We start from the raw sequence: 20696 nt of genomic DNA on the forward strand, positions 1-20696 counted from the left end.
AACTCACTATTTTTATTTAATTATATTCTTGAAATTGAAAATGTAATATGAGTGGACGCAAAATATAAAGCAACGATTACAACATGAGGTTTTCCACCAGTGTTGCTACCATCACAGCCTTAATGGTATGCATTCGGTTTTCAGCCTGATCAAACACAATGCTGTGTTTTGATTCAAATACTTCATTTGTGACTTCCAGGCCACCAGATAAATTGAATTCCTCTGCCAGTTGCTTACCGAGTGTTGTTTCTTCATCATGGAAAGCAGGCAGGCAATGCAGAAATTTAACATCTGGATTCCCTGTGAGTTTCACAACCGCCATATTGACCTGATAGGGTTTCAGTAATGCAATGCGTTCTTGCCAGACTGATTTCGGTTCTCCCATTGATACCCAAACATCGGTATACAGAAAATCGACCCCTTTTACCCCTTGCGCAATATCTTCTGTCAGCGTGATCTGACCGCCCGTTTTCTCTGCCTGTTTTTGACATTCCGCCACCAACTTTTTTTCCGGCCAGCAGGTTCGTGGCGCAACTAAACGGAGATCTATACCCGTCAGTGCAGCAGCTTCCAGCAGGGTATTGCCCATGTTATTGCGGGCATCGCCCAAATAGGCAAATTTGATTTCAGATAGTGGTTTTTGGCTGTGTTCCTGCATCGTCATTAAATCAGCCAAAAGTTGGGTTGGATGGAATTCATCAGTCAGGCCATTCCAAACCGGAACGTCTGCGTACTGTGCCAACGTTTCAACAATTTTCTGACTATATCCACGGTATTGAATACCATCATACAAACGCCCAAGTACCCGCGCGGTGTCCTTGATGGATTCTTTGTGCCCGATCTGACTGCCGCTTGAGCCTAAATAGGTAACATTGGCACCTTGATCATGCGCCGCGACTTCAAATGCGCAGCGTGTACGAGTGGAGTCTTTTTCGAAAATCAGGGCAATGTTTTTCCCTGTAAGGACGGGAGATTCCGAACCTGATTTTTTATTCGCTTTTAATGCATGGGATAAAGTTAAAAGAGTATCAATTTCTGTGGAGGAAATATCAAGTAATCTTAGGAAAGAACGCTTGAAAAAAGGGTTCATTATGCATTGTCTCCATGAGGGTAATATTGAATTTATATTCACTATATATCGATAAAAAATGCAATTACAAGCCCTGTGTGCAGCGTTTACTGGCATGAAGGTATCAAGACAGGTTATAGATCAGTCGCTTATGTTATGCATTTCTTTTTGGACAAAATTGGATAGATATATCCTTTGTACATAAAAGATGGGAGAATGCAAAACAAGACAGCCGACTGACAGAGGGGATTGGCATGGCAGACCCACATGCTTTAGAAGAACAGTGCGAAGAAACTCGCTTGATCATCGAAGAATTATTGGAAGATGGCAGTGATCCTGATGCACTTTATATTATTGAACACCATTTTTCGGCAGAAAACTTCGATCAACTGGAAAAAGCAGCCCTTGAAGCATTCAGGTTAGGCTATGAAGTCACGGATGCGGAAGAGCTGGAAACCGAAGAGGGTGTCGTTTTGATGTGTTGTGATGTGATCAGTGAAAGTCGTTTAGCGGCTGAATTGATCAACGTACAGGTTGTGCAGCTCATCGATCTGGCAGAAAAGATCGGTGTCTATTACGACGGTTGGGGGACGTATTTTGAAGATCCTAACGCGCCTGATGATGAAGATGATGGTGATCTCTTTCCCCCTGAAGACGATGAACCCGAACCCAGACTCCATTAAGATCGATTGAAGATAACGTCGAAAAAGATAGCGTTAAACCCAAATGCCCCACTTAAACCGTGGGGCTGATTTATGGGCGTTATAGTGTTTTTATCATTCATATAAGGCAATGGCGGCTTTCAGGTTTTCTGTTGTTTCCAGATAGCGCGTTTAAAGCCTTGCTCTGTGCCAAGCTCAAGAGATTGCTTCACGATTTGTCGGGCAATCCCTGCATTTTTCGAATACGTGCCCAAATTCTGATGAAAAGGGCGTTTTTTATTTATCATCCCAGTGTTGAATTATTTTGAGGAATTTATTATTTTCCTTATTCAAATTTTGTAAGTAGATTCTTTTCAGGTGTCACTATTTGAATAAAAATATATTATCTTTAACTCGTTTATAGAATATTTATAAATTTCCTTTGTGAGTGTTTTTAGTTTTAGTGAGAATAGGTTGAATCATAGAATTTTATAGCGTTTAGTTAAATGCTTTCAGTATGTTTAAATATGTTACTTGTTTTTAATAAAATGATGATGGTTTGTGAAGAGGACGTGTTGTTTTTTAATATAAAAAAGGCGACCTAATAAAAATGCCGCCATCTATTTAGGAAAATAAAACTTTATTTGGAAATATCCACGCCAAAGTATTTCTCAGAGATACGGGCATACGTACCGTCATCCTTGATCTCTTGCAGGGCCTTATTCACTGCTTCCAGTAACTCAGCATCCCCTTTACGCAGCAAGACGGCTGATTTGCTCGCATCGGTTTGCTGGGCGACAATTTTTACCGGCGCATTAGGGCGCTGTTTTTTGAAATCCAAAAATGACAGACGATCATTGAGTGTGGCATCAGCGCGTCTGGTAGCGACCAGATCAATAGCCTGATTAAAACCATCTGTACTGACCAGACTCGCGCCGTAAGTAGTTGCCAGTTGCCCGTAATTGCTGGTCAATGATTGGGCTGAACGTTTGTTTTTAATATCCGCGAAGGTTTTTATATCACCGTTATCGTTACGGGTGATCAACACAACCTGAGACGTCGTGTAAGGAAGAGAAAAACTGTATTTCGCTGTCCGCTCCGGGGTAACACCGACCTGATTGATAACCGCATCAAAACGTTTAGCATCCAATCCAGCAATCAAACCATCCCATTTGACTTCCATAAATTCAGGTTTGACGTTCAAACGTCGGGCGATTTCCCGCGCGATATCGACGTCAAAGCCGGTTAATTGATTGTTGGTATCGTGGTAGGTAAAAGGAGGATAAGTGCCTTCCGTGCCGATTTTAAAGACGCCAGCGGCTTTGATGGCATCAAAATCTTTGCCGGCATAGCCAGGGGCTGAAATAGCAAGAGCAGTCGCACTCGCCAGTAATAAATTCAAAATTTTTTTCATCGCGTTTCTCCGAATAAATAATGTACCGTGACTGCTCGCTATATTTCCCAATCCGGTAAGGTTTCTGTCAGGGTTGAGATAAATTCGACTGTTCGCACCTTGCTGGGGTGGGTGAAAATGGTTTTTGCCGTGCCCGATTCGATAATTTCACCCGATTCCAGAAATACGACATTATGGGCAAGGTTGGCCGCCAGACGCAGATCGTGCGTTGCCATTAACATGGTAGTGCCTTCTCCGGCGAGTTGTTTCAAAACTGAGACGACTTCTTTGGATAACTCAGGATCAAGCGCCGATGTCGGTTCATCGCATAGCAGCACCTTGGGGGAAGGTGCCATTGCTCTGGCGATTGCCACACGTTGCTGCTGACCGCCCGACAGTGTGGCGGGCCAAACATCCGCCTTGTGGGATAAGCCGACTTTATCCAGCAACGCCAGCGCCCGTTCTCTGGCGCGTTCACGAGACCATTTCTGAACCCAAATCAGCCCTTCCATAATGTTCTCAATCACCGTCAGATGCGGAAAAAGCTGAAAGTTCTGGAATACCATGCCGGTTTGCCGGTTAAAACGCTGGATTTCCCGATGTGGCAGTCGTTCCTTACCGGTAAAGATAATCTGTTCTTTGCCGATTTCCAGCTTGCCAGCCTGTGGGATCTCCAACAGATTAATGCAACGCAGTAAAGTACTTTTGCCGCTACCGGAAGGGCCAATCAGTGCCGTCAGGCTGCCTTCTTTAATGGTCAGGTTAATCTTTTTCAGCACCTTCTGTCCGTCGAAACTTTTTTCAATGTTGGTAAGCTGAATCATCTTTGCCTTCCTTATTTTTACGGCTGTTTTGCTGAGTGAATTTCTTTTCTAACCGGACTTGCAGTGCTGATAACACCGAACTTAAAAGGAGGTAGAGAATGGCGGCTTCGGTATACAGGATCAGCGGCTGGTAGGTGACGGCGGCGATGCGCTGTGCCGCCAGAAACATTTCTGGCACGGTAATGACGGAAGCCAGCGAAGTGTCTTTTACCAGTGAAATAAAGGTATTGGATAAGGGCGGAATTGAAACCCGTGCCGCTTGTGGCAGGACGATCCGGCGCAGCGATTGCCACCAACTCATGCCGATAGAGTGAGAGGCTTCCCATTGCCCTTTGGGAACAGAAGTCAGTGCGGCACGGATCACTTCTGAGGTATAGGCCCCCACATTCAGGGTAAAGCCGATAACGGCGGAGGTGAACGCTTCCAACGTAATCCCTACGCTGGGCAGGGCGTAGAAGATCAGGAATAGCTGTACCAGCAGAGGCGTGCCACGAATCAACCAGACGTAAAACCGAACGACAGCCACCAGTGGCTTAGGGCCATACAACCTGATGAGCGCCACGAAAAACCCCAATGAGATCCCCAGTACGAATGTTATCAGTGTGAGGGGAATCGTGAATGTCAGGCCGGCGTAAATCATCGGCCATAGGGAATCCAACGCTAAATTGAGCCATGATGGGTTCATAAAACCTTCCTGATAGAGATTAAAAATATATTTATTTTTTATAGGGTTGTTTTAATGATGATATGGCAAGAAAAGATGAACGTTATATACAATAAAGTTATAGCTTAGAACCTAAGATTTATTTTAAAAGCCTATTCCGTTAGGCTCCTATTTTCATGATTGGTTAGTCGCTTTCAGCGAAATATTTATCCCAAATGCGTTGATAAGTCCCATCCGCTTTTATCTCAGTAATCGCTTTATCTATTGCGGCTTTTAATTCAGTATCATTTTTACGCAATAGCACGGCGGTTTGTGCTGCCTGGGTATCTGCGGCAACAATTTTTACCGGTGCATCCGGGCGATGTTTTTTGTAATCGAGGTAAGAAAGTTTATCGTTAATTGTCGCATCTGCGCGGCCTGTGCTCACCAGTTCTATTTCCTGATTAAAACCATTAGTGCCGATAATGTCAGCCCCATAATGTCTGGCGATTTGGGCAAAGTTATTCGTCAGGGTATGCGCCGATTTTTTCCCTTTTAAATCGCTGAACGTCTTAATATCGTTGTTATCTTTGCGGGTAATCAGTACGGCTTTTGAGATAACATAGGGCAAGGAGAAACGGTATTTCTTCTCGCGCTCCGGTGTAATGGCAATCTGGTTCATCACGGCATCGAAACGTCCGGCATCCAGTCCACCAATCAAACCATCCCATTTACTTTCAATAAATTCAGGTTTCACTTTCATGTGTAATGCAATTTCGCGGCCGATTTCCACATCAAACCCGGTCAGTTTCCCAGAAGCATCATGATAACTGAATGGAGAATAGGCACCTTCGGTTCCGATCCTGAATATCCCCGTGGATTGAATGTTATCAAGGGTAGATTGTGCATAGGCAAGTGAGGTGACACCTAACTGGATAATACCCGCTAATAATATATTGAGTATGGCTTTCATGTTATTTCTCCGAGAGGGAATTATTGTTTTTTGAAATTATTTCCACTATAGCGGTAATATCATCAGCCTTATATATAAAATAAAGTTATATCATATCCTGATGTCATGGGTAATAAACTGGGTCTATCTTAGTTTTCTATTGATTATTATTTAATGATATTTATCATGAAATAGATTAACTTCTCCGTTACCCTAAATATAATGCTAACTATAGGTGCCAGGTGTTAAATTCGCTCTTTAGGAAAGGCATGGTTGATTCTTTGCCTGTTTGTATCTCATTTTTCTTTATTTTTACCTCGATTGGTGCGCTTTATCAGAGTCATGGTGTTCCATTAATGGAAACGTTGGTTGGCTCATTGTTGATATACGCTGCACCGTTACAAGTGGCGGCGGTAGGTTATCTGGTTGATGGGACGATACTTTCTGTTATCGCTCTGGCATTGCTGATCAACTTCCGTTTTTTCTTGATGGCGATGGTAATGTCACCATATTTTCGTGGTGTGCCTAAACAACATGTTTTGTTGTCAATGTTGGGATTTAGCGCCAGCACTTATACGGTGACGCATGCACATCTCTCTGCGGAAAATATCACAGATGGGAAATCCCAATTTCATTTTTATCTCGGCGTTGCTGTACCCTGTTTTGTGATGACCTTCTGTGCCACTTTGTTGGGGTACATTTCGGCAGAATATCTGGATTATGGTTCCCTTTCTCTGTTCCTCATGATGTTGGTTCCCATCCATTTTGCTTCCCTGACAGCCAGGCGTTCAGGCAAGGATATGTCTGTCCTGGCGACAGTGACAGGAGGGATTTGCGCACCATTATTAAATGAAGTGGACATGAAACTCATCGATCTTGCCGTTCCCGTTTTATGTGGGATAGCGATTGCGTTTATTGAGCGGAAAATCAGACAGGATAAAAGATCATGATGTTGTTGATCATATTAATGGGGTTAATCAGTTTTATATTAAGGGCCGCGCCTTTTTTGATGAATAATCATCGCGTGTCAAAAGAAAAAGGTTTGCTAATTACCGCGCTGGATTATGCCATTTGTTTTATTCTGGGGACGATTATCGTTAATATTTCATTGGATAATTTATCCCTAAGTGAATTAATTGACCAGTTTAATATTAAATATGTATTTGCATTGATGACGGTGGTATTGGCGTATTTTATCAGTAAATATACGCACTCAATATTAAAGAGTTTGGGGTTTTCTCTGTTGTTTTTTATGTTGATGCAGTGGTTGTGGTGAAGAAACGGTCTATAAATCCAGACGGCTGCAATAGACGTATTTCCGTGATGGAAGTCAGGGCAGTTTCCTACCCTGTAGGTCACATAGGTATCTACACATTTATTGAAATCATTTTCAGCATCCATTCAACTTCTCTATCGCCGGGCTTAACCTCCGATAACGTGGTGCTTTGCAGAGCACTTGTCTTGGGACAGATTGGCATGTTCGCTTTTGAAATAAGACCTGCCGCTTACCACTTTAAGTGGACATGGCATGGCAAAATGTAGCACTATTGAAAATAGTTAATTATTTTAATGGGATAAAATTGTAAAAAAAATTTAACGTGCGCTTAAAAAAGCCAAATCTAGCAAAATAGTAATGAACACATGAGCTAATAAAAGTGTAATTTTTGTCTACTTTCACATAAAACACCACGAAAAATCCAAATATCGGAGGCGGTTATATGCAAAATAAGAATTCTATGCTCTTACTCGTTTTATCTATTGCAGTTTTTAGTGTTATTACTACCGAAGTGGCTGTAATTGGATTGCTTCCACAATTAGAATCACAACTTCATGTTACGCCTACTCAGGTTGGTTTTCTTGTAAGTATCTATGCTATTATTGTAGCCATAACCGGGCCATTTGTTACTCTAATGCTATCGAGGTATAATAAAAAATATATTCTACTTATTATTCTCTTCATATTTGTTATTTCTAACCTTATATACGCCACGACGGATAATTTTAATGTGATGCTTTTCTTTAGAGTACTTCCAGCACTGGTGCATGCTGTTTTCTTTGCAGTCGCACTTGTGGTTGCTGCCAACTCAGTATCTAAAGAAAAAAGCCCAGGAGCGGTAGCAAAAGTTTTTGCAGGTGTTGCTGTGGGATTGGTATTAGGTGTACCAATGAGTTCGCTCATCGCAGAGCATTTGTCATTAAGTGCTGCATTTTACTTTGGGGCAGTGTCCTGCGTATTAGCTTTCATCGGTATTATGTTTTTTGTTCCTTCTTTTCCCTCTACAAAAAAAATTGTTTTTTCTAGCCAATTAGCCGTGTTAAGAAAGGGAAAACTGTGGTTGACGATTTTTACGGTGATACTGATTTTCTCGGCGATGTTTTCAAACTTCAGTTATATCGCAGATTACCTTTCTAAAATTACACACCTCAATAATAATCTTATTAACCTCAACTTTGTTTAAGCATCGCAATTTCATGGTCACGTAAACCTAAGCTCGGCTTTTTCGGCTGGAATGTATAAGCAATCAGTCCTGATACTATTTCCAGTAAAAAGCCGACTACGCTTCGGTGCCTTGAGTGCTCTATCTGAGAAATATTTTTCAATTGGTCATTCACCGTTTCTATCAAAAACCGTTTTCTTAACATGGCCTTGTCCCAAAACGATAAAAATTTGGCTTTCATATTACGGCGAACATTCGTGATCAGCGTAATTCCTTCCTCCTTCAGTTCATCGCATAACACTTGCGATAAATAGCCTTTGTCACCATAGAGATGCCCGGTTAAACCTTGTACTAATTCCTTTACCGGCTGACGATCGTCAACATTTCCCGGTGTTAATTTAACGGATAAAATCTCCCCACAGTCATCAATAATCAGATGGAGTTTAAAGCCATAGAACCAGCCTGTACGGGTTTTTCCTCGCTGGGCGACACCCGCGAAAACTTGATGGCGAGGAATACGCAGATTATGGCAAACCGCGATTTTAGTGGAATCGATAAAGGCAATGCCGTGTGATTTTTGTTTGCGTGAAGAAAGGAAAGCGCATAACGGAATAAGGGCTCTTTTCTTCAATGTAATTATTCGATTGTAGCTGACCAGACCCGGGAAATCTGCGTTGAGATATTGCTGCACATGCTCAGTATAAAACGCTTTAAAATGACGATAATGGCTCATGTGAAATAAAATGAGGATCGTCATTATCTCACTGAGAGACAGGGAAGTGGCACGATGACGCTTGAGCTGATTATTCTCAATGAGCTGTTGTTCCCAAAGGGGAATAAATTTTTGGCAAAAATCATCGACGCAACAAAAAAGTTCTTCTAAAGTAGTCATAGCCTGAGGATCCCCACGATTTTGTTTTCTAAGCAAAAACTTTGATCGTGCCTCAGGCGCTTAGTTCCTTTTTTTCTTTCCTTTCTTAAGCGAAGTTCAGGTTTATTAGCGCAATTTTAATTTTATTTGGTGTGAGTGGATTCTTGGGAAATTTTGTCTTTAGTCATTTTTTACAAAAAAGCGTTGTAAAAACAACCCATGCATACCCTATTTTATTAAGCCTTCTATATGTCTTTATCTGGTATTTAGGATTCTCACCAATGGCCATATTTGTATTGACTATTTTTTGGGGATCGCTACATTCTGCTGGGCTGGTTATCAGCCAGACTTGGTTGATGCGGGAAGCCAGTGAAGCTCCAGAATTCGCCAACAGTTTATATATTTCTTTCTCTAACTTAGGTATAATAATTGGTGCTGTCACTGGAGGATGGGTTGTATCACATTCAGGAATACATACAGTTGTTCTCAGTAGTATTGTTTTTACATTTATGGCATTTTTAAGCATTTACATTAAAAATAAGGTCGATAATAATGACAAAAAACTTATCAAAAAAACAACATAATTCGATACTGATTTTTTGAAAAAATCTATTTTTATCCATTATTTTGTTTTACCAAGTTCCGTTCATTAGACGGAGCTTGTTGTCATGTTATGAGCGGGACGAGATTATATGGTTGCTATTGCTCTGCTGTTTTTTATGTTGATGCAGTGGTTATTTAATTAAAAAAACAGATTACAAAAAAATACTGCTCACTAAATTGCAGTGGCTTAACCAAGGTATTCATTTCTAAGTTGGTAATATTTAGTGACAGTTTATTCTTTTTAAGGCCATAAAAATGACAGGATTGCGCATCACCGTGAGACCTAATGCCGTTATGTTATAAATCAATTCTTTTTGTGGTTCAATCGTATATCAATGGTTGATTATTTGTTTTGTTTTTGTATATGTTGTTGGCGCTATACTCCAGGAGTCATCGCAAGTTTCGGCATGACATCTAATTTAAAAAATAAGGAACTCAAATGCCAGCGCTTCGATTTCCTCATACCTGATGATCAGCACGCTGATAGCATTGACGTCGAGGATATACCCAAAAATAAAAAAGTGAGCTACAACAATGATGAAATTTAATTATTGGTTAGCAATGGTTGCATTTTTTCTTTTACTCTCTTTTCAGAGGGTTCGGTTGCGAATATAAAAAATTCTGTAACATTAAAACTGAATTTTGATGAATATTCTGTTCCTCATACAACATTTATAATTGATGGTCAGCCAGTATATGCAATGGTTGATACCGGCTCTTCTATGGGTTTTCACCTTTACAAATCTCAGATAACTAAAATAAAAGGACTCAAAAAAGAAAGTACTTATCACAGTACAGATTTAACCGGAAAAATCCAGAGAAATATAAATTATCTTGCTCACTCTCTGAATGTGAATAATATGAGGTTTAAAGATGTGATCGTGACTCCATTTAAGCAATGGGGGCTATTAGTTTATAATAAAGGAAAATTACCAAATACACCTGTTGTAGGTCTCGGCGCTTTTAAAGATAAACAAATAACACTGGATTATATCTCTAATACATTAACTATAGCAGATAGTTTTACTGGTAAAAAGAAGAAGGCTCCAAAAGGTTTTATACAATTTCCTTTTCAAATATCCTCTGAAGGAATGGTTTTTTATGTCGAACAATCCGGCCATGAATACCATATGATTCTGGATACGGGTGCCACAGTATCTATAATATGGCGTGAAAGACTTAAGTCTTACAAACCTATAAGCTGTCTCTCAGTTAATCCGGAAATGGATAACAAAGGATGTGAAGCTACAGTGCTCACAATGAAATCAATAACTGGAAAACCGGAACAGTTTAGTTCAGTTATTGTTGATGGACATTTTCAACATATGGGGGAAATTGATGGCATTATAGGAAACAGCTTCCTTAGAAACCGAAAAATCATTATAGATTTTAAAAATAAGAAGGTTTTTGTTTCTGATGATCACAGAAAAGAACCCTATACCTGATTTTGCGTCATCGGCATCGTCCATTTTTTCGAGGCCGCCTGAATTGCCCACTAGACCACTTTTTTGACCGATCTCACGGAGCAAGGTGCAATAACAACAGGCATTCTATTTGCCTTTATGCTTTACGCTGATATGTTCCTTACCCGTTCTATCAAGGTGGTAAATTCGCTTTTTAACTTTCGTCTTATATCAATACATTCGGATCGTCTCACAGACATTGCAACCGCAGAGACAGAAAGCGCTTGGTATCCGCAAAACTTAGTATCTCTTGATAGTGTGGCGGGTCGGATAACACTACATAGTCTCGCCTATCGTTACAGAGACGCTGAACTCTTCATTTTTAACGACATCAATATGGAGTTCAATGCTGGCGAGAACGTAGCGATCTGACGAAAATTAAAAAATAGATGACGGAAAAAAGCCACTGCAAACTAAATTGCAGTGGCTTATATGAAAAAATTTCAACTAAGAAAAATTACAGGGCAGCGATAGTCTCTTTCTGCGCCAGTAACTTCTCTTTTGCGGCATTGTTGGTCGCCAAACGTTCACGCTCTTTGGCAACAACAGCTTCCGGTGCACGGCTGACAAAGCCTTCGTTAGCCAGTTTACCTTCAATGCTGCTAATCTCTTTATCCAGCTTCTCGATTTCTTTATCCAGGCGTGCCAGCTCTGCATCTTTATTAATCAAACCGGCCATTGGGATCAGCACTTCCGCCCCATTGATCAGTTTGGTGACAGAAACAGGTGCTGCTTCTCCGGCCGCCAATACGGTAACAGAAGAGAGACGTCCCATTGCCTGAAGGAAATTGAGGTTTTCAGCGACACGGCGTTGTGCATCATCATTCGCATCACGCAGCAGAACCTCCAGCGGTTTGCTTGGCGCGATGTTCATTTCTGCACGAATGTTACGTACTGCAATGATCGCTTCCTTGATCCACTCCAGATCGTTCAATGCCAACTCATCGGCTTTCGCCTGATCGAATTCAGGGAACGGTTGCAGCATGATGGTATCCGCATCAATACCTTTGACGACTTTCACCCGCTGCCAGATGGTTTCAGTGATAAATGGAATGATGGGGTGTGCCAGACGCAGTAAACCTTCCAAAACTTCAATCAGGGTATGCCGAGCCGCACGGACTTCGGCTTCTGTCCCTTTGTTGATTGCCGGTTTAGACAGCTCCAGATACCAGTCACAGAATTGGTTCCAGGTGAATTCGTAAAGAATGTTAGCGGCGATGTCGAAACGGTGAGTATCCAGCGCTTCACGATAGGCTTTAATGGTCTGGTTGAACTCTGCCAGGATCCAGCGATCAGCCAGTGACAGCGACATTTCACCGCCGTTCTGGCCACAATCCTGTCCCTCTGTGTTCATCAGGACAAAACGGCTGGCGTTCCACAGTTTGTTACAGAAGTTGCGATAGCCTTGCAGGCGCTTCATGTCCCAGTTGATATCACGGCCGGTAGAAGCCAGTGCCGCCAGCGTGAAACGCAGGGCGTCAGTACCGTGGGCTTCAATGCCTTCCGGGAACTGTTGTTCGGTGCGCTTGCGGATTTTCTCGGCCATTTGTGGCTGCATCATATTGCCGGTACGTTTTTCCAGCAGATTTTCCAGCGGAATACCGTCGATCATATCCAGAGGGTCGATCACGTTCCCTTTGGATTTTGACATTTTTTGGCCTTCTTCATCGCGGATCAAGCCAGTCATGTAGACCGTCTTGAATGGCACTTGTGGCTTGCCGTTTTCATCTTTGATGAAGTGCATGGTCAGCATGATCATGCGCGCAATCCAGAAAAAGATAATATCGAAGCCACTGACCAGCACATCAGTCGGATGGAAGGTTTTCAATGCTTCGGTCTGCTCAGGCCAGCCGAGGGTGGAAAATGTCCACAGGCCAGAGGAGAACCAGGTATCCAGTACGTCTTCGTCTTGGGTCAGGATGATACCGGTGCCCAGATTGTTCTCGCGGCGAACTTCTTCTTCATTGCGACCAACATAAACGTTGCCTTGTGCGTCATACCACGCCGGAATACGGTGGCCCCACCACAATTGACGGGAGATACACCAATCCTGAATATCACGCATCCACGAGTAGTACATGTTTTCGTACTGTTTGGGTACGAACTGGATATCACCATTTTCAACCGCTTCAATCGCCACTTTTGCCAATGGTGCCGTACGAACATACCATTGGTCGGTCAGCATTGGCTCGATAACCACGCCGCCACGGTCGCCGTAAGGAACAGTCAGGTCATGGGGTTTGATCTCAACCAGCAGGCCCTGTTTCTCGAATTCTGCTACCAGCGCTTTACGGGCAGCGAAACGCTCCATGCCACGGTATTCGGCAGGAATGTCGGTCGGGTAGAGATCGGAAACTTCGCCGTTGCTGTCGAACACTTCTGCGGCTTCACGAATATTGCCGTCGAAGGTCAGGATGTTGATCATGGGCAGGCTGTGGCGCTTACCGACTTCATAGTCATTGAAATCGTGGGCTGGGGTGATTTTCACGCAGCCGGTGCCTTTTTCCATATCCGCGTGCTCGTCACCAACAACAGGAATACGGCGGTTCACCAGTGGCAGGAGGATCTCTTTGCCGATCAGATCCTTATAGCGCGGATCTTCCGGGTTCACGGCAACACCGGTATCGCCCAGCATGGTTTCTGGACGGGTTGTGGCAACGATCAGATAGTCTTTGCCTTCTGCGGTCTTAACGCCGTCAGCCAGCGGATAGCGCAGGTGCCACATGGAACCTTTTACTTCACGGTTTTCGACTTCCAGATCAGAAATCGCCGTGCGCAATTTCGGGTCCCAGTTAACCAGGCGTTTGCCACGGTAAATCAGATCGTCCTGATACAGGCGAACGAAGGCTTCTTTCACTGCTTTGGACAAACCTTCATCCATAGTGAAGCGCTCACGTTCCCAATCAACGGAGTTACCCAGACGGCGCATCTGGTTGGAGATATTGCCACCCGATTCTGCTTTCCACTGCCAAATTTTGTCGATAAAAGCTTCACGACCATAATCGTGGCGGGTTTTGCTTTCTTCTGCCGCGATCTTGCGCTCAACAACCATTTGGGTAGCGATACCCGCGTGGTCAGTCCCGGCTTGCCACAGGGTATTTTTACCCTGCATGCGTTGGTAACGCACCATAGTATCCATGATAGTCTGCTGGAAAGCGTGTCCCATATGCAGGCTGCCGGTGACGTTTGGGGGGGGAATGACGATGCAGAAACTTTCGCGGCTGGTATCGCCATTCGGCTTGAAGTAACCACTCTGTTCCCAGTGGTTGTAAAGGGGTTGCTCTATCTCTGTCGGGTTGTATGTTTTATCGAGAGATGGCTCAGATTGCGTTTGAGTAGCGGGTGTCTTTTCCATTGTGTTTTGATATTCAATAGGTTGGCGGGGTTGCCATGGTCAAATTAAAGCCGACGCTACGATAAGATTTATATCGTTCGCGCGCTAACTGTTTCAGATTTTCATCAATAGGAACGAAGTCTATCACTTCATGGAAAGCTGTGGCAAAGTCTGCAAAATGAGGAAGCAGTGTCACTAATACATCGCGGGGTACATTGCCTCTTTTTTGCGGCCAGCATAACTCCACGGGGGCGCCGTATCGAGGGCCTTCGCCGGCAAGATTGTGTGGTACAAATTGATTCGGCTCCCGTTGCCATAATGCTTCGTCCAATTTTTCGGCCTGTTGCTGGCTTTCACAAGCAATCAGAACCCGCTTCCCTGCACGCCATTGATCAGCAGCAAACTGACATGCCAGCCATTCATGTGGCTGTAGTTCCTCCGACGAGGATTGTTCCGATAACTGCTTTTCCGGTGACAGCTTTTCTAATAATGGCAGCTTTTCTAATAAATAGAAGGTGGCGTTTTTCATAGTTTCTTGGTTGCAAGGTTACTGAAACAGTATGGGTATTGCAGTTGCAATACCCTAATTCAATTAAGCGGTGGGAGCATTAATCATCAGAATTCAAACCTGAACGATTTAACAGGAATTGTGACAGAAGTGCAACCGGACGACCTGTTGCTCCTTTTGCTTTACCTGAACGCCATGCTGTACCCGCGATATCCAGATGCGCCCAGTGATATTTGGCGGTAAAGCGGGACAGGAAAGCACCTGCGGTAATTGCACCACCGGAGCGCCCGCACGCGTTGACCATATCCGCAAAGTTGGATTCTAACTGTTCGGTATATTCATCCGCTAACGGCAGACGCCATGCACGATCTCCTGCCTGCTCTGAGGCATTCAGCAGTTCATGCGCCAGGGGATTATGGTTAGACAACAGGCCGGTGTAGTGACCGCCCAGCGCGACCACACAAGCGCCGGTCAAGGTGGCAACATCAATGACTGATTCCGGCTCAAAACGCTCAACATAAGTCAACGCATCACACAGTACCAGACGGCCTTCCGCATCCGTGTTTGTCACTTCAACAGTCTGACCGGACAGGGTAGTCAGAATATCTCCAGGGCGATAGGCGCGTCCGCCGGGCATATTTTCACAGCCTGCCAGAACACCGATGACATTGATTGGCAATTGCAGTTCGGCAACAACGCGCATGGCACCATAGACAGAAGCGGCACCGCACATATCATATTTCATCTCATCCATACCTTCGGCGGGTTTGATGGAGATACCGCCGGAATCAAACGTCAGCCCTTTGCCCACCAATACGATCGGTTTCGCATTGGCGTCTGCGCTGCCTTTATATTCCATAACGGCCATCAAGGATTCATTCTGTGAACCCTGACCAACCGCCAGATAAGAATTCATACCCAGCTCTTTCATCTGCTCTTCACCAATGACTTTGGTGGTCAGATTGGTCACATTGTCAGCAAGCTGACGCGCCTGTGATGCCAAATACGCCGCATTACAGATATTGGGTGGCATATTGGCGAGATCTTTCGCCGCTTTGATACCTGATGCAATGGCAAGACCGTGCTGAATGGCGCGTTCACCGCTGGTCAATTCACGGCGGGTCGGCACATTGAACACCATTTTACGCAGCGGGCGGCGCAATTCATTTTTGCTGCTCTTGAGTTGATCAAAAACATACAGTGACTCTTTGGCGGTTTCGACCGCCTGACGGACTTTCCAGTAATTATTGCGCGCCTTCACGTGCAGTTCTGTCAAGAAACAAACCGCTTCCATTGAACCGGTTTCATTGAGGGTACTGATTGTTTTCTGGATAATTTGCTTATACTGGCGTTCATCCAGCTCACGCTCTTTTCCACATCCAACCAGCAAAATACGCTCAGACAGTACATTCGGAACATGATGCAGCAACAAGGTTTGACCTACCTTGCCTTCAAGTTCACCACGGCGCAATAACGCACTGATATAGCCGTTACTTATTTTGTCAAGCTGCTCTGCGATAGGGGAAAGACGGCGGGGTTCAAACACGCCGACAATAATACAGGCACTGCGCTGTTTCTCCGGGCTACCGCTCTTTACACTAAACTCCATGCGTTCTCCTGAATCTTAAAGACAAAGACGGATACAATCGCTAAAATACCGCGTTCCGCATTCATTCATCCCAAAGAAAATTAACGGTTATGTTAAACTAAGCCTATTATTTTTTGATACTTAGATAACGATAACTATGTTCTAATTGGGAACCAATATATGGAATGCTTTGGTATCATTTTAGCGATGGGGAAGCCAAACTGATTCATATAAATGGTAGATATACGACGAAGTTAGCGACTTTCCTGCAAAAAGACAAGTTTTCACAGGCGTAATAAGCGTGATCATCATTAGATATCTAGTACGGGAAACCCTGAAAAGCCAAATCGCAATACTGTTCATCTTATCGCTGATCTTTTTCAGCCAGAAATTAGTTGACGTATTGAGTACGGCGGTGGAAGGAAATATTCCCGCAAATTTGGTTTTATCGTTGTTAGGTTTAGGTGTGCCAGAGATGGCGCAGCTTATTTTGCCCCTGAGTTTATTTCTTGGGGTATTAATGACGTTCAGCAAACTCTATACCGAAAGTGAAATCACCGTTATGCATGCCTGCGGGTTGGGCAAAAGTGTATTGGTGAAATCAGCCCTTATTCTGGCTCTCTTCACATCAGCGTTGGCGGCGGCTAACGTTATCTGGGTCACGCCGTGGTCTGCCAAATCTAAAGCGCAAGTACTGGCGGATGCAAAAGCCAATCCAAGCCTTGCGGCAATTATGGAAGGGCAATTCAAACCTTCTCGTGATGGCAACATGGTGCTGTATATCGGTAACGTGAAGGGGAACACGTTTGAGAATGTTTTCCTGGCCCAGCTCCGTCCGGCGAATGACCAGCGCCCTTCTGTGGTCATTGCAGATGGCGGGCATATGGAAGAACGCCCGAATGGTAATCAGGTGGCGGTACTTCATCAAGGAATGCGCTATGAGGGTACGGCACTGTTGCGTGACTTCCGTATTACGGAGTTCACTAATTATCAGGCCATAATTGGGCACCAAAAAGCAGATATCGATAACAAAGTTGAACAAAAATCGATTGAACAGCTTTGGCATGATACCGATAACGACTCTCGTGCCGAATTTCACTGGCGCCTGACGTTGATTGCTTCGGTGTTGATCATGGCGTTGATGGTGGTGCCGTTAAGTGTCGTGAACCCGCGTCAGGGGCGGATACTCAGTATGTTACCCGCCATGTTGCTCTATCTGATTTTCTTCCTGCTGCAAAGCTCCCTGCATTCCAATGGCAGTAAAGGCAAACTTGATCCTCTGTTCTGCATGTGGTTGGTCAACGGCGTGTACTTTGCGTTGGCAGTGACCCTTAATCTGTGGGATACCGTCCCCATGCGCAAACTGCGTTCGCACTTTAAGACTCAAGGAGCGTCATGATGTTTGGGGTATTGGATAGATATATCGGGCGCACCATCCTGCAAACCATCCTGATGACTTTATTTATGCTGGTATCGCTTTCCGGCATCATTAAGTTTGTCGATCAGCTACGCAAAGTCGGGCAGGGGGAATATAGCGCATTTTCCGCAGGCATTTATACCCTGTTGAGTATTCCCAAAGATATTCAGATCTTCTTCCCTATGGCTGCTCTGCTCGGGGCGTTATTAGGTCTGGGCGCACTGGCGACACGTAGTGAGCTGGTGGTCATGCAGGCTTCTGGCTTTACCCGTCTGCAAGTGGCGGGTGCAGTCATGAAAACGGCAATCCCGCTGGTCTTGCTGACGATGGTCATTGGTGAATGGGTTGCCCCACAAGGAGAACAGATTGCCCGCAATTACCGTTCCCAAAAAATGTATGGTGGTTCACTGATGTCCACTACTAAAGGGCTTTGGGCGAAAGATGGCCAAGATTTTGTCTATATCCAGAGTGTTGGGAAGGACAATGCCCTAAACGGTGTCAACATCTATCATGTTGATGACAACCAAAAACTGTTATCCATAAGATATGCGGCGTCAGCGGTGTATGATCAAAATAACCATCAATGGAAGTTATCTCAGGTTGAAGAATCCGATTTAACTCAGGATGGGCGGATCACGGGGTCACAACATCTTTCTGCGAACTGGAAAAGTCGGCTGACACCAGAAAAACTGGGCGTCGTTTCCCTTGATCCTGAAGCGCTTTCCATCCGCGGCCTGCATCAATATATTACCTACCTGCAACAGGGCCAACAGGATGCCGGACGTTACCAGCTTAATATGTGGAAGAAAATCTTCGCACCTTTATCGGTTGCGGTGATGATGCTGATGGCACTTTCCTTTATCTTCGGGCCACTGCGTAGCGTGCCGATGGGATTCAGGGTTGTGGTGGGGATCAGTATGGGCTTTGTGTTCTATGTCTTGAATGAGATATTCGGCCCGCTCAGTCTGGTTTATAGTATGCCGCCGATATTAGGGGCGCTGTTGCCAAGTTTGTTGTTTTTTGCAGTGAGTGTTTACTTACTCTTATATAGAAAATAACAAACTGATATCTCAGCTGACTTACCTGTCGTTGCCTCCACCGTCAACAGTGGAGGCGATTTTTTAACAAAACTAAATTTGCTGATGATTGCGCGCCAATGCGGCCACTAATTCATTAACTCCATTCGTCACACGACTAAATTTACTTTGCTCCTTGCGGGTCATCACCACAAATACGCCGATATTGCTTTCAGGGATCATTGCCATATAGGTATTGAACCCACCGCCGCCGCCAGTTTTCTGATAAATACCGTTGGTATCCATATATACCCAGCCAAGCCCAATTCCGTCTGCCAGTCCCGCAACATCCATCCCTGTGATTGATTTCAGATCGGCACGTTTAAAGTAGATACCTTGTTCACGGCTGGCAGTCTGCTTCCTTAACTGATTATGGGAAGATAAAAACTGTTGCATCCAGTGCTGCATATCTGCGGGAGTAGAATAAATTCCGCCACTGCCTGCGGCAGCAATTGTATTGACGCAAGGGCTGGATTTAACTCCCGCCATTAAACGGGCGCATTGGGATGGTGTGGGTGTCAGTGTCGTATCTTTCATGCGATATGGATGAGTAATCTCCTCTTGTAGCAGACGGGAATAGGGTTTTCCCGTGGCTTTAGCAAGGGCATCAGCCAATAAATCATAGGCCAGATTGGAATACGACGCCGTCGTGCCGGGCGCCGCATCTATTCCTGCGGTTTTCAGCCAAGTCCAGCGGTTCGATTGGGTCGGCCAAATAAATACAGGGCGTCCCCATTTTCCACCAGGTTGTTCCCGAGGCAATCCGCTGGTATGACTTGCCAGATGATACAGTCGGATTGGCTGCCCTGAGCCGTAATTTGGTACATGGACACTGTGATAAGTGTATTTCTGCAACGGATCGGTAATCTTGAGACGTTTCTTCTGTGCCAACTTAACCATGATCTCGCTGGTCATCAATTTGGTAATAGAAGCAATACGAATTAAAGAATCCTGCCGTGGCCGAACGCCGCTCCCTGGATAAGTTTCCCCGAAACTGCGATGTATAACCTGATTATTATCGATCACCACCATCGCCATTCCCAAAGGATTGCCCTCTTCAAAGATGGATTGGGAATACTGGTCGATCAATGCAACAGCTATTTTCTTAATATTGTTGTTACTCTCGAACACTCCCCATTTTGCTGGTTGCGCATGGGATTGCTGAAATTTTTTCTGATGTGAATAACCAGAATCTGCACAAGCTGAAATCGCCCATGTCATGACGGAAACTGCACACAGTTTATATAGCCGTTTTTTCATTTTTGGATTAACCAATCAGGGAGCATTCAAGTGAAGGAATAAAGCTGTTATTTGTTTTTCTTACATATCGCCATTATGGCCCCAATAACGATACCCAACAGGATACCTGTAAAAATCCAACTGATAATAGTCATGATAATTTACCTCATAGCAGTGTATTGTTTTGAATTATATAAGGAGTTTATAGGTTGTCTATTGGCTGGAAGGAATTGTGTGAGGAGGGATTGGCGGGATAGGATAGAAAAAGCGGTTTAGTTTTTAAGCGTTACTGGTAAAAATCTGGCGAAAAAATAGAATAAGCGATTCTTTTTTTCGGCACTTGAGCAAAATCGAAAGGATAAGTATTGCGAATGTGCTTCTGACAGGTATAATGGCCCCCGTTCTCCGAATCATTTCAGTGCCGAAGTGGCGAAATCGGTAGACGCAGTTGATTCAAAATCAACCGCCTTCGGGTGTGCCGGTTCGAGTCCGGCCTTCGGCACCATTCGTTAGTTTTCTAACGTCTACCCAAGTCTACAAACTCCCAAAAAACTCCAATAAATCAAGATAATTAGTTATTTTGCCGTCTACTGTGGTCTGTTGCAATCAACACGCACCAAGGGGCATAATTTGGGGC

At 44.2% G+C, this 20696-nt stretch carries 18 protein-coding genes and 1 tRNA gene; 9 read left to right on the plus strand and 10 right to left on the minus strand.

From position 1 onward, the window contains the following. Positions 1-76: 76 nt before the first annotated feature. Positions 77-1090 carry an ornithine carbamoyltransferase gene (gene argF, locus PXH59_RS13145; RefSeq protein ID WP_285808727.1) on the minus strand — a complete coding sequence of 338 codons (1014 nt, stop codon included), beginning with the start codon at positions 1088-1090 and terminating at the stop codon, positions 77-79. Between the two features lie 233 nt (positions 1091-1323). Here argF and rraB point away from each other — a divergent pair, with 233 nt between their 5' ends. Beyond that, positions 1324-1752 carry a ribonuclease E inhibitor RraB gene (gene rraB / locus PXH59_RS13150; RefSeq protein WP_285808728.1) on the plus strand — a complete coding sequence of 143 codons (429 nt, stop codon included), beginning with the start codon at positions 1324-1326 and terminating at the stop codon, positions 1750-1752. Positions 1753-2350: 598 nt separating this feature from the next. Here the strand turns inward: rraB and PXH59_RS13155 are convergent. The 4 genes from PXH59_RS13155 to PXH59_RS13170 form a co-directional block, all read right to left on the minus strand. Next, the gene (locus tag PXH59_RS13155) at positions 2351-3124 is read right to left on the minus strand and encodes an amino acid ABC transporter substrate-binding protein (protein ID WP_285808729.1); all 774 of its coding nucleotides are present in this window, start codon (positions 3122-3124) and stop codon (positions 2351-2353) included. Between the two features lie 38 nt (positions 3125-3162). Continuing rightward, positions 3163-3927: an amino acid ABC transporter ATP-binding protein gene (locus tag PXH59_RS13160; protein WP_047769574.1), complete on the minus strand. Its 765-nt coding sequence runs from the start codon at positions 3925-3927 to the stop codon at positions 3163-3165. Further along, complete coding sequence (locus tag PXH59_RS13165) at positions 3905-4612, minus strand: amino acid ABC transporter permease (RefSeq protein WP_047769572.1); 708 nt, start codon at positions 4610-4612, stop codon at positions 3905-3907. Before PXH59_RS13165 ends, PXH59_RS13160 begins: the two co-directional genes overlap by 23 nt. A 163-nt stretch (positions 4613-4775) precedes the next feature. Further along, positions 4776-5543: an amino acid ABC transporter substrate-binding protein gene (locus tag PXH59_RS13170; RefSeq protein ID WP_047769570.1), complete on the minus strand. Its 768-nt coding sequence runs from the start codon at positions 5541-5543 to the stop codon at positions 4776-4778. 248 nt (positions 5544-5791) lie between these two features. On the opposite strand from PXH59_RS13170, the gene PXH59_RS13175 reads away from it, so the two are divergent. The 3 genes from PXH59_RS13175 to PXH59_RS13185 all read left to right on the plus strand — a co-directional run bounded on the left by PXH59_RS13175 (position 5792) and on the right by PXH59_RS13185 (position 7981). Continuing rightward, positions 5792-6472, plus strand: a complete 681-nt coding sequence (locus tag PXH59_RS13175) for an AzlC family ABC transporter permease (RefSeq protein ID WP_285808730.1) — start codon at positions 5792-5794, stop codon at positions 6470-6472. Next, on the plus strand, positions 6469-6798 hold the full coding sequence (locus tag PXH59_RS13180) for an AzlD domain-containing protein (RefSeq protein WP_285808731.1): 330 nt from the start codon (positions 6469-6471) through the stop codon (positions 6796-6798). The genes PXH59_RS13175 and PXH59_RS13180 overlap by 4 nt, the downstream gene beginning before the upstream one ends. 442 nt (positions 6799-7240) lie before the next feature. After that, positions 7241-7981 (plus strand): MFS transporter, encoded by a 741-nt coding sequence (locus PXH59_RS13185; RefSeq protein ID WP_285808732.1) that lies wholly within the window; start codon positions 7241-7243, stop codon positions 7979-7981. Here the strand turns inward: PXH59_RS13185 and PXH59_RS13190 are convergent. Beyond that, entirely contained in the window at positions 7968-8852 is an 885-nt protein-coding gene (locus PXH59_RS13190; protein ID WP_285808690.1) for an IS982 family transposase, read from the minus strand. The two genes, PXH59_RS13185 and PXH59_RS13190, sit on opposite strands and share 14 nt — an antisense overlap. Before the next feature lie 113 nt (positions 8853-8965). Between PXH59_RS13190 and PXH59_RS13195 the strand changes: the two genes are divergently transcribed. Both PXH59_RS13195 and PXH59_RS13200 read left to right on the plus strand, forming a co-directional pair. Beyond that, complete coding sequence (locus PXH59_RS13195; RefSeq protein WP_434223383.1) at positions 8966-9415, plus strand: MFS transporter; 450 nt, start codon at positions 8966-8968, stop codon at positions 9413-9415. A gap of 570 nt (positions 9416-9985) precedes the next feature. After that, entirely contained in the window at positions 9986-10879 is an 894-nt protein-coding gene (locus tag PXH59_RS13200; protein WP_285808734.1) for a pepsin/retropepsin-like aspartic protease family protein, read from the plus strand. A 475-nt stretch (positions 10880-11354) separates the two neighbouring features. Here PXH59_RS13200 and PXH59_RS13205 read toward each other — a convergent pair whose 3' ends face one another. The 3 genes from PXH59_RS13205 to pepA all read right to left on the minus strand — a co-directional run bounded on the left by PXH59_RS13205 (position 11355) and on the right by pepA (position 16348). After that, the gene (locus tag PXH59_RS13205; protein ID WP_285808735.1) at positions 11355-14252 is read right to left on the minus strand and encodes a valine--tRNA ligase; all 2898 of its coding nucleotides are present in this window, start codon (positions 14250-14252) and stop codon (positions 11355-11357) included. A gap of 13 nt (positions 14253-14265) precedes the next feature. Beyond that, positions 14266-14760, minus strand: coding sequence for a DNA polymerase III subunit chi (locus tag PXH59_RS13210; RefSeq protein WP_047771657.1), 495 nt, complete (start codon positions 14758-14760; stop codon positions 14266-14268). Between the two features lie 79 nt (positions 14761-14839). Next, positions 14840-16348: a leucyl aminopeptidase gene (gene pepA, locus PXH59_RS13215; protein ID WP_285808736.1), complete on the minus strand. Its 1509-nt coding sequence runs from the start codon at positions 16346-16348 to the stop codon at positions 14840-14842. A 280-nt stretch (positions 16349-16628) separates the two neighbouring features. Here pepA and lptF point away from each other — a divergent pair, with 280 nt between their 5' ends. Together lptF and lptG are read left to right on the plus strand one after the other, a co-directional pair. After that, positions 16629-17726, plus strand: coding sequence for an LPS export ABC transporter permease LptF (gene lptF, locus PXH59_RS13220; RefSeq protein ID WP_047771653.1), 1098 nt, complete (start codon positions 16629-16631; stop codon positions 17724-17726). After that, positions 17726-18802, plus strand: a complete 1077-nt coding sequence (gene lptG, locus PXH59_RS13225; protein WP_285811785.1) for an LPS export ABC transporter permease LptG — start codon at positions 17726-17728, stop codon at positions 18800-18802. Before lptF ends, lptG begins: the two co-directional genes overlap by 1 nt. Positions 18803-18874: 72 nt before the next feature. On the opposite strand, the gene ampH is transcribed toward lptG, so the two are convergent. Then, a complete protein-coding gene (gene ampH, locus PXH59_RS13230; RefSeq protein ID WP_285808737.1) occupies positions 18875-20080 on the minus strand; it encodes a D-alanyl-D-alanine-carboxypeptidase/endopeptidase AmpH in 1206 nt (401 codons plus the stop codon). Between the two features lie 399 nt (positions 20081-20479). On the opposite strand from ampH, the gene PXH59_RS13235 reads away from it, so the two are divergent. Further along, positions 20480-20564 (plus strand) — tRNA-Leu (locus PXH59_RS13235). Positions 20565-20696 lie beyond the last annotated feature (132 nt).

Source organism: Xenorhabdus bakwenae (genome assembly GCF_030272115.1).
GTDB classification, from domain to species: Bacteria; Pseudomonadota; Gammaproteobacteria; order Enterobacterales; family Enterobacteriaceae; genus Xenorhabdus; species Xenorhabdus bakwenae.

Bases quoted from the DNA above. Each gene is read 5' to 3' on its own strand.
- PXH59_RS13185 (WP_285808732.1), top strand. From the start codon at position 7,241: ATGCAAAATAAGAATTCTATGCTCTTACTCGTTTTATCTATTGCAGTT.
- PXH59_RS13160 (WP_047769574.1), bottom strand. From the start codon at position 3,927: ATGATTCAGCTTACCAACATTGAAAAAAGTTTCGACGGACAGAAGGTG.
- PXH59_RS13165 (WP_047769572.1), bottom strand. From the start codon at position 4,612: ATGAACCCATCATGGCTCAATTTAGCGTTGGATTCCCTATGGCCGATG.
- rraB (WP_285808728.1), top strand. From the start codon at position 1,324: ATGGCAGACCCACATGCTTTAGAAGAACAGTGCGAAGAAACTCGCTTG.
- PXH59_RS13205 (WP_285808735.1), bottom strand. From the start codon at position 14,252: ATGGAAAAGACACCCGCTACTCAAACGCAATCTGAGCCATCTCTCGAT.
- PXH59_RS13210 (WP_047771657.1), bottom strand. From the start codon at position 14,760: ATGAAAAACGCCACCTTCTATTTATTAGAAAAGCTGCCATTATTAGAA.
- PXH59_RS13175 (WP_285808730.1), top strand. From the start codon at position 5,792: ATGGTTGATTCTTTGCCTGTTTGTATCTCATTTTTCTTTATTTTTACC.
- argF (WP_285808727.1), bottom strand. From the start codon at position 1,090: ATGAACCCTTTTTTCAAGCGTTCTTTCCTAAGATTACTTGATATTTCC.
- PXH59_RS13190 (WP_285808690.1), bottom strand. From the start codon at position 8,852: ATGACTACTTTAGAAGAACTTTTTTGTTGCGTCGATGATTTTTGCCAA.
- ampH (WP_285808737.1), bottom strand. From the start codon at position 20,080: ATGAAAAAACGGCTATATAAACTGTGTGCAGTTTCCGTCATGACATGG.
- lptG (WP_285811785.1), top strand. From the start codon at position 17,726: ATGTTTGGGGTATTGGATAGATATATCGGGCGCACCATCCTGCAAACC.
- PXH59_RS13155 (WP_285808729.1), bottom strand. From the start codon at position 3,124: ATGAAAAAAATTTTGAATTTATTACTGGCGAGTGCGACTGCTCTTGCT.
- pepA (WP_285808736.1), bottom strand. From the start codon at position 16,348: ATGGAGTTTAGTGTAAAGAGCGGTAGCCCGGAGAAACAGCGCAGTGCC.
- PXH59_RS13180 (WP_285808731.1), top strand. From the start codon at position 6,469: ATGATGTTGTTGATCATATTAATGGGGTTAATCAGTTTTATATTAAGG.
- PXH59_RS13170 (WP_047769570.1), bottom strand. From the start codon at position 5,543: ATGAAAGCCATACTCAATATATTATTAGCGGGTATTATCCAGTTAGGT.